This window comes from Aquitalea pelogenes (assembly GCF_001515305.1).
In the GTDB taxonomy this organism is placed as follows: Bacteria; Pseudomonadota; Gammaproteobacteria; order Burkholderiales; family Chromobacteriaceae; genus Aquitalea; species Aquitalea pelogenes.
In genome coordinates, this window is the sequence record NZ_LNQV01000006.1 from 79,687 (window position 1) to 93,375 (window position 13,689).

At 61.8% G+C, this 13,689-nt stretch carries 16 protein-coding genes; 9 read left to right on the top strand and 7 right to left on the bottom strand.

The genetic code is table 11. The annotated features are described in order from the left end of the window. Position 1 precedes the first annotated feature (1 nt). The 6 genes from glyS (at position 2) to AWT75_RS04035 (ending at position 6,132) form a co-directional block, all read left to right on the top strand. On the top strand, positions 2 to 2,062 hold the full coding sequence (gene glyS / locus AWT75_RS04010) for a glycine--tRNA ligase subunit beta (protein WP_062787562.1): 2,061 nt from the start codon (positions 2 to 4) through the stop codon (positions 2,060 to 2,062). 107 nt (positions 2,063 to 2,169) lie between these two features. Next, the gene (gmhB, locus tag AWT75_RS04015) at positions 2,170 to 2,706 is read left to right on the top strand and encodes a D-glycero-beta-D-manno-heptose 1,7-bisphosphate 7-phosphatase (RefSeq protein WP_045847554.1); all 537 of its coding nucleotides are present in this window, start codon (positions 2,170 to 2,172) and stop codon (positions 2,704 to 2,706) included. A 29-nt stretch (positions 2,707 to 2,735) separates the two neighbouring features. Then, a complete protein-coding gene (locus tag AWT75_RS04020; RefSeq protein WP_045847553.1) occupies positions 2,736 to 3,506 on the top strand; it encodes a lysophospholipid acyltransferase family protein in 771 nt (256 codons plus the stop codon). After that, a complete protein-coding gene (locus AWT75_RS04025) occupies positions 3,442 to 4,176 on the top strand; it encodes a M48 family metallopeptidase (protein WP_239689454.1) in 735 nt (244 codons plus the stop codon). Before AWT75_RS04020 ends, AWT75_RS04025 begins: the two co-directional genes overlap by 65 nt. A gap of 70 nt (positions 4,177 to 4,246) precedes the next feature. Further along, the gene (gene gloA, locus AWT75_RS04030) at positions 4,247 to 4,636 is read left to right on the top strand and encodes a lactoylglutathione lyase (RefSeq protein ID WP_062787566.1); all 390 of its coding nucleotides are present in this window, start codon (positions 4,247 to 4,249) and stop codon (positions 4,634 to 4,636) included. Positions 4,637 to 4,731: 95 nt separating this feature from the next. Further along, a complete protein-coding gene (locus AWT75_RS04035; protein ID WP_045847503.1) occupies positions 4,732 to 6,132 on the top strand; it encodes a sodium:proton antiporter in 1,401 nt (466 codons plus the stop codon). A 42-nt stretch (positions 6,133 to 6,174) separates the two neighbouring features. On the opposite strand, the gene ypfH is transcribed toward AWT75_RS04035, so the two are convergent. Further along, positions 6,175 to 6,861, bottom strand: coding sequence for an esterase (gene ypfH / locus AWT75_RS04040; protein WP_062787568.1), 687 nt, complete (start codon positions 6,859 to 6,861; stop codon positions 6,175 to 6,177). 147 nt (positions 6,862 to 7,008) lie between these two features. Between ypfH and mpl the strand changes: the two genes are divergently transcribed. Genes mpl through AWT75_RS23370 form a run of 3 tightly spaced genes read left to right on the top strand, consistent with a single transcriptional unit; the run spans position 7,009 to position 9,053 of the window. Beyond that, positions 7,009 to 8,394 (top strand): UDP-N-acetylmuramate:L-alanyl-gamma-D-glutamyl-meso-diaminopimelate ligase, encoded by a 1,386-nt coding sequence (gene mpl / locus AWT75_RS04045; RefSeq protein WP_062787571.1) that lies wholly within the window; start codon positions 7,009 to 7,011, stop codon positions 8,392 to 8,394. Positions 8,395 to 8,421: 27 nt separating this feature from the next. Continuing rightward, entirely contained in the window at positions 8,422 to 8,808 is a 387-nt protein-coding gene (locus AWT75_RS23365; RefSeq protein WP_275575679.1) for a LysE family translocator, read from the top strand. Further along, positions 8,733 to 9,053: a LysE family translocator gene (locus tag AWT75_RS23370; RefSeq protein WP_338021289.1), complete on the top strand. Its 321-nt coding sequence runs from the start codon at positions 8,733 to 8,735 to the stop codon at positions 9,051 to 9,053. The genes AWT75_RS23365 and AWT75_RS23370 overlap by 76 nt, the downstream gene beginning before the upstream one ends. A 3-nt stretch (positions 9,054 to 9,056) precedes the next feature. Here the strand turns inward: AWT75_RS23370 and AWT75_RS04055 are convergent, their stop codons facing one another. From AWT75_RS04055 to bufB, 6 genes are all read right to left on the bottom strand, one after another. Then, a complete protein-coding gene (locus tag AWT75_RS04055) occupies positions 9,057 to 9,980 on the bottom strand; it encodes a GGDEF domain-containing protein (RefSeq protein ID WP_062787574.1) in 924 nt (307 codons plus the stop codon). Positions 9,981 to 10,081: 101 nt separating this feature from the next. Further along, entirely contained in the window at positions 10,082 to 10,594 is a 513-nt protein-coding gene (locus AWT75_RS04060; protein ID WP_062787577.1) for a PilZ domain-containing protein, read from the bottom strand. A gap of 23 nt (positions 10,595 to 10,617) precedes the next feature. Then, positions 10,618 to 11,460, bottom strand: coding sequence for a phosphoserine phosphatase SerB (serB, locus tag AWT75_RS04065; RefSeq protein WP_082086500.1), 843 nt, complete (start codon positions 11,458 to 11,460; stop codon positions 10,618 to 10,620). 93 nt (positions 11,461 to 11,553) lie between these two features. Continuing rightward, positions 11,554 to 12,018, bottom strand: coding sequence for a DoxX family protein (locus tag AWT75_RS04070; protein WP_062787580.1), 465 nt, complete (start codon positions 12,016 to 12,018; stop codon positions 11,554 to 11,556). Between the two features lie 70 nt (positions 12,019 to 12,088). Next, a complete protein-coding gene (locus AWT75_RS04075) occupies positions 12,089 to 12,838 on the bottom strand; it encodes an HvfC/BufC N-terminal domain-containing protein (RefSeq protein ID WP_062787583.1) in 750 nt (249 codons plus the stop codon). Beyond that, positions 12,828 to 13,658 (bottom strand): MNIO family bufferin maturase, encoded by an 831-nt coding sequence (bufB, locus tag AWT75_RS04080; RefSeq protein WP_062787585.1) that lies wholly within the window; start codon positions 13,656 to 13,658, stop codon positions 12,828 to 12,830. The genes AWT75_RS04075 and bufB overlap by 11 nt, the downstream gene beginning before the upstream one ends. Between the last annotated feature and the right edge of the window lie 31 nt (positions 13,659 to 13,689).

Below are 13,689 nucleotides of genomic sequence, written 5' to 3' on the forward strand. Positions count from 1 at the left end.
CATGAACGCCACCCTGCTTATCGAGTTGCTCACCGAAGAGCTGCCGCCCAAGGCGCTGGAAAAGCTGTCGCACAGCTTTGGCCAGACCATTACCGAAGAACTGAAAAAACTGCAGTTTGTGGCTGCTGATGCCGCCGCCACCGTGTTTGCCTCGCCGCGCCGCCTGGCTGTGCAAGTCCCGGCCGTGCTGGCCGTGCAGCCGGACCAGAAAATCGTGCGCAAGGGCCCGGCCGTGGCCGCCGGCATGAAGGATGGCCAGCCCACCCCGGCACTGGCCGGCTTTGCCCGCTCCTGCGGCGTGGAGGTTTCTGCGCTCACCACCATGAGCGATGGCAAGCAGGACGTGTTTGCCTATGAAAGCACCAAGACCGGTGAAGCACTGTCCGCAGTACTGACCGACATCGTCGCACTGGCGCTGAAAAAGCTGCCGATTCCCAAGCTGATGCGCTGGGCCGATTACGACTACCAGTTCGTGCGTCCGGTGCATGGCCTGATCATGCTGTGGGGCGAAACCGTGATTGACGGCAGCCTGCTGGGCCTCACCAGCCGCAACGCCACCCGTGGTCACCGCTTCCTGTCATCGGGCGATGTATTTGTCGAAAAAGCCGACGACTATGCCCGCGTGCTGTTCGAGCAGGGCAAGGTACTGGCCAGCTTTGATGCCCGCCGCGAGCTGATCAAGAAGCGCCTGGCTGACGCCGCTGCCGTGCATGGAGCCACCATTGCCGCCGACGACGCTTTGCTTGACGAAGTGACTGCGCTGGTGGAATGGCCGGTGGTACTGGAAGCCGGCTTTGAAGCCGAATTCCTCAAGGTGCCGCAGGAATGCCTGATCCTGACCATGCAGCAGAACCAGAAGTACTTCCCGCTGCTGGACGCCAAGGGCAAGCTGATGAACCGCTTCCTGCTGGTGTCCAATCTGGAAACCGCCGATCCCAGCCACATCATCCAGGGTAACGAGCGCGTGCTGCGCGCCCGTCTGTCCGATGCCAAGTTCTTCTTCGAGCAGGACCAGAAAGCCCGTCTGGAAACCCGTCTGGCCAAACTGGCCGAAGTGGTTTACCACAACAAGATCGGCAGCCAGCTGGAACGTGTGGAACGCCTGCAAGCGATTGCCGGCCAGATTGCCGCCCAACTGGGCGCGGACCAGTCCGTGGCCGAACGTGCCGCCTTGCTGGCCAAGGCCGACCTGGTCACCGACATGGTGGGTGAGTTCCCCGAGCTGCAAGGCGTGATGGGCATGTACTACGCCCAGCACGACGGCGAAAGTGAGGTAGTTGCCGCCGCCATCGAAGGCCACTACCACCCGCGCTTTGCCGGTGACAGCCTGCCGCAGGGCGACATTGCCACTGCCGTGGCACTGGCCGACAAGCTGGAAGCCATTGTCGGCATCTGGGGTATCGGCCTGATTCCGACTGGCGACAAGGACCCGTACGCCCTGCGTCGCGCGGCCCTTGGCGTGCTGCGCATGGCACTGGCAGCCAAGCTGGACCTCAAGGCCCTGCTGACGCTGGTGGCTGCTGCCTTCCCGGCAGGCAAGCTGTCCGCCACCACGGCTGACGAAGTGTTTGCCTTCATGATGGACCGCCTGAAGAACTACCTGGCGGCCGACTATCAGGCCGACGAAGTGGAAGCCGTGCTGGCGCTCGCTCCGTCCACCCTGAACGAAGTACCGGCCGTACTGGCTGCCGTGGCTGCCTTCAAGGCACTGCCGGAAGCCGCTACCCTGGCCGCCGCCAACAAGCGGGTGAAGAACATCCTGAAGAAGGTGGAAGGCGAAGTGGGTTCGGTGAACCCGGCCTTGCTGAGCGAAGCCGCCGAGCAGGCCCTGTACGCTGCCGTGACCGAGCTGGCACCGCAGGTGGACGCCAAGTTTGCCGCCCACGACTTTGCCGGTGCGCTGGCGCAGCTGTCCAGCCTGAAGGCACCGGTGGATGCTTTCTTTGATGGTGTGATGGTGATGGCGGACGACCTGGCCGTACGTGCCAACCGTATCGCCTTGCTGGCCCGCCTGGCGGCCCTGTTCAACCGCGTGGCGGATATCTCGCTGCTGGCGGATTAAGCGTCTGGCCGGCCCGTGACGGGCTGGCTGGCGCAGTTATTGCCTGTATCAATCCGGCAGGGTCGCGTGTTTACCGGCCGGATTGATGCTCCCTCCCAAGGAAAACCATGAAACTTGTCATCCTGGATCGCGACGGCGTCATCAATGAAGACCGCGATGATTTCGTCAAGAACACCATGGAATGGGTACCGCTGCCGCACAGTCTGGAAGCGATAGCCAACCTGACCCAGGCGGGCTGGCGCGTGGTGGTGGCCACCAATCAGTCCGGTCTGGCGCGTGGTCTGTTCGATGTGCATGCGCTCAACGCCATGCATGAGAAGATGCACCGCCTGGTGGGTCAGGCCGGTGGCCGTATCGATGCCGTGGCCTATTGCCCGCACGGGCCGGATCACGGCTGTGAATGCCGCAAGCCGTTGCCGGGCATGGTGCTGGAGCTGGCCGAGCGCTTCAATGTCAAATTGCAGGGCCTGCCGCTGATTGGCGACAGCCTGCGTGATCTGGAGTCGGTGGCGGCTGTTGGCGGCCAACCCATCCTGGTGCGTACCGGCAAAGGCATGAAAACCCTGGAGAAGGGTGGGTTGCCCGAAGGCACGCTGGTGTTCGACGACCTGTTTGATGCGGCAGAACACCTGATCAATTCCTGAAGTGGTTTGTTGTGAGGCTGAATTAACCCATGATCTGGATTCGTAACCTGATTTACTGGCTGTTGCTGCTGATTGTCACGCCGCTGTGCTTTCTCGGCCTGTTCATTGCTGCGCCGCTGCCGCGCCGTACCCGCCATGTGTTTGGCGAGAGCTGGGCCAAGATCATGCTGTGGCTGCTGGTGCATGTGGTGGGGCTGAAATACAAGGTGATCGGGGCGGAAAACATGCCGTCGGTGCCCTCCATCATTTGTTCCAAGCACCAGTCCGGCTGGGAAACCCTGGCCTTGCAGAAAATCTTCCCTTCGCAGATTTACGTGGCCAAGCGCGAGCTGCTGTGGCTGCCCTTCTTCGGCTGGGGCCTGGCCTTGATGAACCCGATTGCCATCAACCGTTCCGACCGGGCCCGCGCCAACGACCGCATGCTCAAGCAGGGGCTGGAGCGCAAGAAGCACGGCTTCTGGATTACCGTGTTTCCGGAAGGCACGCGTACCAAGCCGGGCGTGGCAGGCAAGTACAAGCATGGTGCGGCACGTATGTCGCGCCAGCTGGACATGCCGCTGGTGCCGGTGGCGCACAATGCCGGCGAATTCTGGCCGCGTAATGCCTTCCTGAAATATCCGGGCGAAATCACCGTGGTGATTGGCCCGGCCATCTATCCGCAAGACGGTGTCGGCCCCGAAGCCATGACCCAGCAGGCGCAGCAGTGGATTGAAGCGCGCCAGCAGGAAATCGGCGGTGTCGGCCCCTTTGCCCATCCCGATGACAAGCGCCGCCGCCTGGACCGTCCTGCCGCTGCCTGATGGCGCGGTGGATGTGCACCTGGTACGCCGGGTGCGCAAAAGCATCGGCATCCGCATTGCCGATGGCCGGGTGGAGCTGATTGCCCACCCGCGCGTTACCCATGCCCGCCTGCACGAGGTGTTGCAGGCGCGGCGTGACTGGATTGCCCGCCATGTACTGATGCAGCGGGAACAAAAACAGCAACTGTCCGATCAGACAGGTTTAACCTTGCTGGGGCGGCCCATCAGCCTGCAGCGGGTAGCCGGAATGCGGCGCAGTGCCAGGCTGGACGGCGATGTACTGCAAGTCTCCGGCGTAGCGCCGGATGACGAGGCCGGCCTGCAGGCCGTGGTATCCGGCTGGCTCAAGCGCCAGGCCCAGTTGCTGTTTGCCCAGCGCATGGCGCAGATGCAGTCACACTGTCCGCGTCCGCCCGGCAAGCTTTCGCTGTCATCTGCCCGTACCCGCTGGGGGAGTTGTACCGCCCGGGGCGATATCCGCCTTAACTGGCGACTGGTGCAGGCGCCGCTCGCCATCATCGATTATGTGCTGGCCCACGAGCTGGCCCATTTGCAGCACATGAACCATTCGGCGGCCTTCTGGCAGGAAACCGCCCGCCTGTTTCCCGATTGGCAGAATGCACGTCATTGGTTGAAACAACAGGGTGCTAGCCTGTTCCGCTTTGGTTGACCCCGCGCCAGGTCCGGTGCGACCGGTCAGCCGGTGGCGGTCGCTCTTCAATTTCACAGGAGTCCACAACATGCAATTTCTGCACACCATGCTGCGCGTCGGCAATCTGGAACGTTCGCTGGCGTTTTATCAGGACGTGCTGGGCATGCGCCTGCTGCGCCGTCAGGATTACCCGGAAGGCCGCTTTACCCTGGCCTTTGTCGGCTACGGTGACGAAGCCGACCATACCGTGCTGGAACTGACCCACAACTGGGATACTGACAGCTATGAGCTGGGTAACGCCTTCGGCCACATCGCCATCGGCGTGGAAGATGCCTATCAGGCCTGTGACGCGGTGCGTGCCAAGGGCGGCAAGGTGGTACGTGAGGCCGGCCCGATGAAACACGGCACCACCGTGATTGCTTTCGTGGAAGACCCGGATGGCTATAAGATCGAGTTCATCCAGAAGGGTAGTCTGTAAGGCTTCTGGCTGCATGGCCCGCGCTGTCGGGCAACAAGGGGCCGGAGACGCTGTTCCGGCCTTTTTCATGTATACGCGGTATTCACGGAGCTTCAATGCCTAACGCACTGCGCTATCTGCTTTTCCTGCCGCTGCTGACCCTGCCTGCGCTGGCACAGGCTGCCGACCTGGATGGCAGCACGCTCAGCCTGGCCTGGGTGCTGCCTTTTGCCGGCATCCTGTTGTCCATTGCCTTGTTCCCTATTTTTGCTCCGGGCTTCTGGCACCACCATTTCGGCAAGATCACCGCCTGCTGGACGGTTTTGTTCCTGCTGCCGTTTACCGCCAGCTTCGGGGTGAGTAGTTCCATCAGCCTGATCGTGCATGCGCTGGTGAGCGAATACATTCCCTTCATCATGCTGCTGCTGGCCTTGTATACCGTGTCGGGCGGCATTCTGGTGGGGGGCAGCCTGCATGGTTCACCCAGGGTCAACACCGCCATCCTGGCCATCGGCACGGCGCTGGCTTCCATCATGGGCACCACCGGGGCAGCGATGCTGCTGATTCGTCCCTTGCTGAAGGCCAATGACAACCGCAAGCACCGGGTGCATGTGGTGGTGTTTTTCATCTTCCTGGTGGCCAATGTTGGTGGTGGCCTGACCCCGCTGGGGGACCCGCCGCTGTTTCTGGGCTTTCTCAAGGGGGTGACGTTCGGCTGGACCTTCCAGCACATGCTGTTGCCGGTACTGGCTCTGTCTGCCGCCTTGTTGCTGGTGTTCTTCTTGCTGGACAGCCATTTCTACCGCCGTGAGGACGAAGAATTCAAGCCGCATCACGATCAGCCCTTGCGTCTGTATGGCAAGCGTAATTTTTTCCTGCTGGCCGGTGTGGTGGGGGCGGTATTGCTGTCCGGATTCTGGCAGCCGGGGATTCACCTGGAACTGGCCGGTGTGCATGCCGAGCTGCAAAACCTGGTACGCGACGGCTTGCTGCTGTTGTTGGCGCTGGCTTCGCTGTGGCTGACGCCCAAGCAGGTGCGTGCTGGCAATGAATTCAACTGGGACCCGATTCTGGAAGTGGGCAAGCTGTTTGCCGGCATCTTCATCACCATCGGCCCGGCTATTGCCATCTTGCGTGCCGGTAGCAGCGGCCAGCTGGCGGCCCTGGTGCATGCGGTATCCGGGGCGGATGGCCAGCCGGTGAATGGCATGTATTTCTGGATGACCGGCTTGCTATCCAGCTTCCTGGACAATGCGCCCACCTATCTGGTGTTCTTTAATCTGGCAGACGGTAATGCCGTCACGCTGATGGGGCCGCTGGCGCAAACCCTGCTGGCCATTTCCATGGGTGCGGTATTCATGGGGGCCAATACCTATATCGGCAATGCCCCCAACTTCATGGTGAAAGCCATTGCCGAGCAGCGCGGCGTGGCCATGCCCAGCTTCTTTGGCTACATGTTGTGGTCGGTCAGCATCCTGCTGCCCTTGTTTGTCCTGATGACCTGGCTGTTTTTCTGAAGCAAGAACGGCGAGTCTCCGTGCTGGCGGCTCGCCGTGACATCAATGCGGTTTGATGCTGCCCTGTGGTGGCGTAGCGGACAGCGCCTCATCCCATACATGCTTGGGAATATGCGATTGCAGGTATTCCACCGCTTTTTCCAGCAGGTCTTCATGCAGCTGGTGGCCGACGAAAGGCTCGATTTCAGCGGTCACATCGCCACCCAGTGCAATCAGGTGTTCCGCTGCCCGCACGCTGTGTACATACGGTATCACCGGGTCGGCCTTGCCATGGAACAGGTGGATGGTAGTTTGCGGCAACGCACGCGCCGGCAGGCTGGCAAAGCGTCCGCTGAAGGCCAGCACCCGGCTGGCCAGCGCCGGGTAGGCTGCTGCGGCTTCCAGTGCCATGATGGCGCCCTGGCTGAAGCCCAGTAGCGCGGTGGCCGCATGGCCAAGGCCGCTCTGTTGCTGCCAGTATTCCACTGCGGAGACAAAGCCGGGCAGGGCGGCAGCTACCCGTTGCAAGCGGTTTTCCTCGGTGACGCCCTGTACCGAAAACCACTGGAAACCCTGACCAAGGTCACTCTCATCCGCTCCGGCTACGCTGACAATCAGCGCCTGCGGAAAGCGCTTGCCCAGATAGCGTCCGAATTCCGCCATGCTTTCCGGGCTGCCGCCCACGCCATGAAACAGCAACATCAGTTGCACAGGGCTGGCCGGTTGTTGAATCACGATATCGTGGCGCATGTGTTTTCTCCTGAACTGCCGGCCCGCTTGCCCAGCGTCTCCGGCTTGAATGATGGACGGGCCATGGGCCACGTGTGAACAGAGTGAAATATAAGGCCAATGCAGCGTTATAATAGCCCCCTCGCGGTTAACACAGCATTCACTCACATGCACATCCACATTCTGGGCATTTGCGGCACCTTCATGGGCGGCATCGCTGCCATCGCCAAACAGGCAGGCCATACCGTTACCGGTTGCGATGCCAATGTTTATCCTCCGATGAGTACCCAGCTGGAGGCCATGGGCATCACCCTGACCCAGGGATTCGGGGCCGAGCAGCTGGAGCTGGGTGCCGACATGTATGTGGTGGGCAATGTAGTGACCCGTGGCAAGCCGCTGATGGAGGAAATCCTCAATCGCGGCCTGCCTTATGTTTCCGGCCCGCAGTGGCTGGCGGAAAACGTGCTGCACGACAAATGGGTGCTGGCCGTAGCCGGCACGCACGGCAAGACCACCACCAGCTCCATGCTGGCGTGGATTCTGGAAGACGCCGGCCTGGCTCCGGGCTTCCTGATTGGCGGCATTCCGCAGAACTTTGGCGTGTCTGCCCGCCTGCCCGGTCATCCGGCGCAGGACCCGGCCAGCACCAGCCCCTTCTTTGTGATCGAGGCGGATGAATACGACACCGCTTTCTTCGACAAGCGTTCCAAGTTTGTCCACTACCGGCCACGTACAGCCATCCTGAATAATCTGGAATACGATCATGCGGACATCTTCGCTGATCTGGCGGCTATCGAGACGCAATTCCATCACCTGGTACGCACCATCCCGGCACAAGGCCTGATTGTCAGCAATGGCCGCGAGGCCAGCCTGAGCCGCGTGCTGGAGCGTGGCTGCTGGACGCCGGTGGAAGCATTCGGCGTGGCCGATGGCTGGCAAGCGGGCGAGCCGGATGCCAATGGCCACTTCGATGTATTGCTGCATGGCCAGCTGCAAGGCCGGGTGGAGTGGACACTGATGGGCGAACACAACCGCCTGAATGCGGTGGCTGCCATTGCCGCCGCTCGCCACGCCGGGGTAGCCGTGCGCGATGCCATCGCCGCGCTGGCACGCTTTGACAATGTAAAACGCCGCATGGAAGTGCGCGGCAAGGTGGCGGGTGTCACCGTGTATGACGACTTTGCCCATCATCCCACCGCCATTGCCACCACGCTGGAAGGCTTGCGCCGCCATGTGGGGGATGCGCGCATTCTGGCGGTGCTGGAGCCGCGCTCCAACACCATGAAGCTGGGCACCATGAAAGACGCACTGCCTGCTTCGCTGGCACTGGCCGACCGGGTGTTCTGCTCTGCCGCCGGTCTTAACTGGAGCCCGGCTGAAGCTTTGCTGCCCATGGGGGACAAGGCGGAAACCTTCGACCAGCTGGATGCGCTGCTGGCCGCCATTCTGGTCGAAGCGCGCAGCGGCGATCATATCCTGGTAATGAGTAACGGCGGTTTTGGTGGCATTCACCAGAAACTGCTGGATGGTCTGCAACAGGCTCAGGCACACTAGGCGCTGACTAGCCGACCGGAGAGCACCATGCCAGACACCGCACAGTGGTTGACCTTTTCCCTGCTGGCACTGGGGATGGTGCTGACGCCCGGGCCCAACATGGCCTATCTGTTGTCGCGCACCCTGTGCCAGGGGCGACGTGCTGGCCTGATCTCCCTGGCTGGCGTCGGTGCAGGTTTCCTGTGCTACATGCTGTGTGCCGCACTTGGCATCAGTGCACTATTACTGGCGGTACCACTGGCCTATGACGCGCTACGGCTGGCCGGTGCTGCCTATCTGTTTTACCTGGCCTGGCAGGCAGTCAAACCCGGCGGTCACTCGCCGTTTGCGGTTCGGCAATTGCCACCGGACAGTCCGCGCAAGCTGTTTGCCATGGTTTGTTCACCAATTTGCTCAATCCCAAGGTGGCGGTGATGTACTTGTCCTTGCTGCCGCAGTTCATCAATCCGCTACACGGCAATGTGCTGTCCCAGTCCTTGTTGCTGGGTTTCAGCCAGATTGCCATCAGTCTGCTGGTCAATACGCTATTGCTGTTGCTGGCGGGGAGGATGGCCGCGTTTCTTGCCGGTCGGCCACTGTTCTTGCAACTGCAACGCTGGTTGATGGGTGGTGTGCTGGGGCTGATGGCCGTGCATCTGGCGCGCCAGGGGCAGCGTTAGTCCTCAGGCCTGGCGGCTGATCCGGTTGCGGCCAGCCTGCCGGGCTTGTTCAAGGGCGTCCTCCAGGCGCTGGAACATGGCATTGGGGGCGCTTTCCGCCGTCCGCAATGCACTCAGGCCGATACAGACTTCCACCGGACATTCCTGCTCCTGATTGCGATACACCAGTTGGCCCAGCACCTGCAGCAGGCGCTGGGCTACTTCCTGTGCGCCATCCAGGCTGGTATTGGGCATCAACACCAGAAAGGCATCTTCCCTTTGGTGTGCCACCTGATCGCTGTCGCGCGTTCCCTGTACGCACAGGCTGCCCGCCAGCCTCAGCAACTGGCGCCGTGCGGCGTCGTCATCCCGTGGTGGCAGATTGATGATTTGCACCAGCATGCCGGCAAGCGCACCGCCATAGCGCCGGATGCGGCCGGTTTCTGAATGGGCGTTGCCAAGAAGTTGCTGGATGCTGACCACGCCCATCAGCTGGTCATCCTCCAGCTGGATTGATGTGTCCTGGTTCATGCTTTTCAACATATTGAGTGCGCGCTGCAGCAGTTGGTGTTCCAGCTTGATCAACTGGCGCATCTGATGGCTTTCGCTACGGTCGCCAAAGCTGATGACGAGGCAGGTTTGCTCGGCCAGCTGGATTTCGCGCAAGGACAGTTGCACTTCAATCGGCCGACCGGTGGCGCTGATCAAGCGGAATGGCAGGTTGTAGATCATGCCTTGCTGCGCCAGCAGATGGCGCAGGGTGCTGCTGTCTTCTGCCTGCGGCAGGAACTGGCTGAACGGACGACCTTGCAGGCTGGGGTGGGGCATGGCCAGCAAGATGGCCGCCAGCTGGTTGGCGGCGATGATCTGGCCGCTGTCCGGCTGCACCAGTAACAGCCCACCCTGTACGGTGTCGATTAGCGTTTGGAGGGTAAACGGGCTGGCCATGGCGACATCCTTGCATAAGGGCGTGGCATAAGGGCGTAGTGCCGGGCATTCCAGTCTATTCCACTTGGCCACCGATTGCAGTGGAATGCAGCGGGACGGTTTCAGCGTTCCAGAATGGCCCGCCGATGCCGGCGAAATACCCAGCGTTCCCATAAGGGTTGGGTCTGTTCGTCCTGTGGCAGCTGCAAGCGGGCGATGATGGCGTAGGACTCGTCAGGTGTGGGGTGCTGTTCTTCGATATGTGCCGCCAGGAACAGCATCAGCGCCGAATCGGGATTGGGCATCAGGGCAATCTGTATCGCGTCGCCCACCCGCCAGGGGTGGTCGGACAGCCAGGCAATGCTGTCCAGTCCCAGCCGGCAGGGGGTGAGCGGCGGGCGGTCCGGATGATGGCCGAGCAGGGCAATTTCCAGTGCCAGGTCCAGCTTGGCTTCCAGACGCATCAGCATCGGGTCCGGTTCTTCCGGAGTCTCGCTCGGTGCGGCCAGCACCCGCAGCGCCAGCCGGGTTTCCCGCTGGCGGGCCGCAGAGCACTGCGCGTCGTTCAGCAATTGCACCTGCAAGGGCAGGTGGGCATCAAAGCTGGCACTGTCCAGTGCGGGCAGCAGGTGCATGGTGATCTCCCGGTGAGAGCGGATCAGGCGAACAGCTTGGCCACGCCGTCCAGTCCCACGACATTGATGGCGACATCGGCCTTGGCCTGCACCACAGGTTTGGCGCGGTAGGCCACGCCCACGCCGGCTTCACCCAGCATCAGCAGGTCGTTGGCACCGTCACCCATGGCAATCACCTGTTCCGGACGCAAGCCAAGTTCTGTGCGCTTTTCGATCAGCAGGCGCTGCTTGGCGGCGGCATCCACGATATCGCCCACCACGCGGCCGGTCAGCTTGCCGTCCACCACTTCCAGCTGGTTGGCGTAAGCATAGTCCAGTCCCAGTTGTTGTTTCAGCCGTTCGGTAAAGAAGGTGAAGCCGCCGGAAACCAGCATGAAGCGGATGCCGTTTTCCTTGCAGCGTGCCAGCAGTTTTTCCGCGCCGGGGCTCAGTTGCAGGCGTTCCTGATACACCTTTTCCAGCGCGCTTTCCGACAGGCCGGCCAGCAAGGCAACCCGTTCGCGCAGCGAGGCGGAGAAATCCAGCTCGCCACGCATCGAGCGTTCGGTAATGGCGGCTACTTGCGGCTTGATGCCTTGCATGTCGGCAATTTCATCAATGCATTCGATGGTGATCAGCGTCGAGTCCATATCGGACACCAACAGGCCGAAGTCGGCCAGTTTCAGGCTGCTGTCGACAAAGGCAAAGTCATAGCCCAGGGTCTGGCAGCAGGCGCTGATGGCATCGCGGCTGGCCGGGTCGGCGTCTGCCAGTCTGGCCACGTCGGGGCTGGGCTGCTGAATGCCGCTGGCACCGGCCAGCGTGGCCAGTTCCTGCAGTTCGCGGCTGTCGAGACGGGGGGATTGAATGACGAGGGTGATGGACATGGGCGTACAAGCAGTCTGATGGGCAATACGCCATTATGCCACTTGCAGGCGGACAGCCGGAATGGGGATGTGTCCCCATCCGGCGCTGTGGCTTCAATGTCCTTTGCGACGCTGGTGCCAGCGTTGCCAGGCGGCATCCAGCGACAGGCATCCCGGGCCGAAGGCAAACAGCGCCAGCAGCAGCATGGCCCAGTAGTAATGGAACTGGCGGGTGACATCGGTAAGGTCCGGATAGCTGATGACGGCCATCAGGTTGACCACGAACAGCCCGGCGGCGGCAAAGCGGCCAAACAGCCCGACGACCAGCAGGCTGGAAAACACGGTTTCGCCAAAGGTGCCCATCACCGCAGCCAGCGCAGGCGGCAGCAGTGGGACATGGTAGTCATTGGAAAACAGCAGCAAGGTGGTATCCCAGTCCTCCAGCTTGGTAAGGCCGGACTTGAAAAATACATTTGCCACCCATAGCCGGAACAGCAGCAGCACCAGCGGGCGGGCAGCATGACTGGCCTGGTCGAACAGCTGCTGCAGTGGCAGCAGTTTTTGTCTGAGTACTTGCATGGTCGGTCTCCCGTGGAATGGTCAAGCCGCGCCCCTCCGCCAGGCAGGCGGATGGTGAACAAGCCTTGGTTTACAGTTGGTAGTGGCTGAGCAGGCCGTCGGCAAACAGGCGGGCCAGCCCGGCTTGCAGGTCGAAACCGGCTTCTGCCGACAATGCCCGTCCGGCTGCTTCTTCCAGCAGCAAGCCCTGTTGCAGGGCCAGCAATAGTGCAGCCATGCCTGCGGTTTGGGCTTGCACGCGGACCTTGCCTGCGTGGCGGCTGACCAGTGCCTGTTCGCCACCGGACTCAAGGTCTACATTCAGCGTCTGGCCGGGCTGGTGTCCTTGCCAGATGGTAACCACTGGCCAGGGCGATGACAGTGCGCGGCTGCTCTCGCTCAGGGTAAAGCGCAGCTGGCCGAATTGATCCGGATGGACATCCGCCAGCGCCGTCGCGGCCAGTGGCTGCTGGTCGATGGCGTAATAGCTGCGATGCACCGCCCATTCCAGCCGGGCCACATCGGCCAGATAAGGCAGGGTTTGCGCTGGTGGAAAACCTTGCAGGAAATCACCGAATGCTGCGCCATAGCTGTGCAGGTTGCCGCTGTGCGAGGCATGGCGTTTGCTGTATTCCCGTGCCAGTCCGGTGAAGAATTCCTCGCCGACGATTTGCCCGCATACCGGGTAGATCATTTTCAAGGTGTCCATCAGGCCCAGCCGGTAGTTGTTGCGGTAAACCGCCAGCCCGGCCGCATTCAAGCCCAGTGTGTCATCCGGCTGCTGCTCTTGCCGGGCAATCAGTTCCAGCAGCTCGGCCTGCCAGCGTGCTTCAGGCGTCATGACGCGCTCCTTGCAGGATGGTGTCGGCCTTGGCGGCTTCGGCTTGCAGTGTGTCCAGTGGCGGAATGTCCAGATCCCACTCGATCAGCGTCGGGCGTGGGCCCAGCTGCTTGATGACCTGGCCATACAGCTGCCATACGCCGGGGTGTACCGGCTGGCTGTGGGTATCCACCAGCATGCCGTCGCGTTCGCTATAGCCTGCCAGATGGATTTCGCCAATGGCAGCAGCGGGCAGGGCGGCCAGCACGGCCTGCACGTCGGTTCCCAGATTGATGCCATTGACGTAGAGATTGTTGACGTCCAGCAGCAGGCCGCAACCGGTGCGCTTTACCAGCTCGGCCAGAAACTCGCCTTCGTTCATTTCGTTGCCGGGGTATTCCACATAGCTGGACAGGTTTTCCAGCAAGACGGGCCGGCCCAGCGCGTCCTGGGTTTCCGCCACGTTGCTGGCAATCACCTCCAGCGCTGCGCTGGTGTAAGGAATGGGCAGCAGGTCGTTCACATAACGCTGCGCACTGTGGTTGAAAGACAGGTGTTCCGATACCGCCGCTGGCTGGATGGCATCCACCAATCGCTTGAGCGCAGCCAGATGTTCTCCGTCCGGGCGCACCAGCGAACCCAGCCCCAGGCCCACGCCGTGCAGCGACAGCGGATAGTGTTCCGCCACCCGCTGCAACATGGCCAGCGGCATGCCGCCATCAAAGAAGTTTTCACTATGAACCTCCACCCAGCCCAGTGGCGGCAGGGTGTCCAGCACCTGGCGATAGTGGGGGGCGCGCAGGCCGATGCCGGCAACGGCAGGGAGGGTGGAGTGGGTCATGGTCTGGCTTCAGTGATCAAGGTTAAGAGAA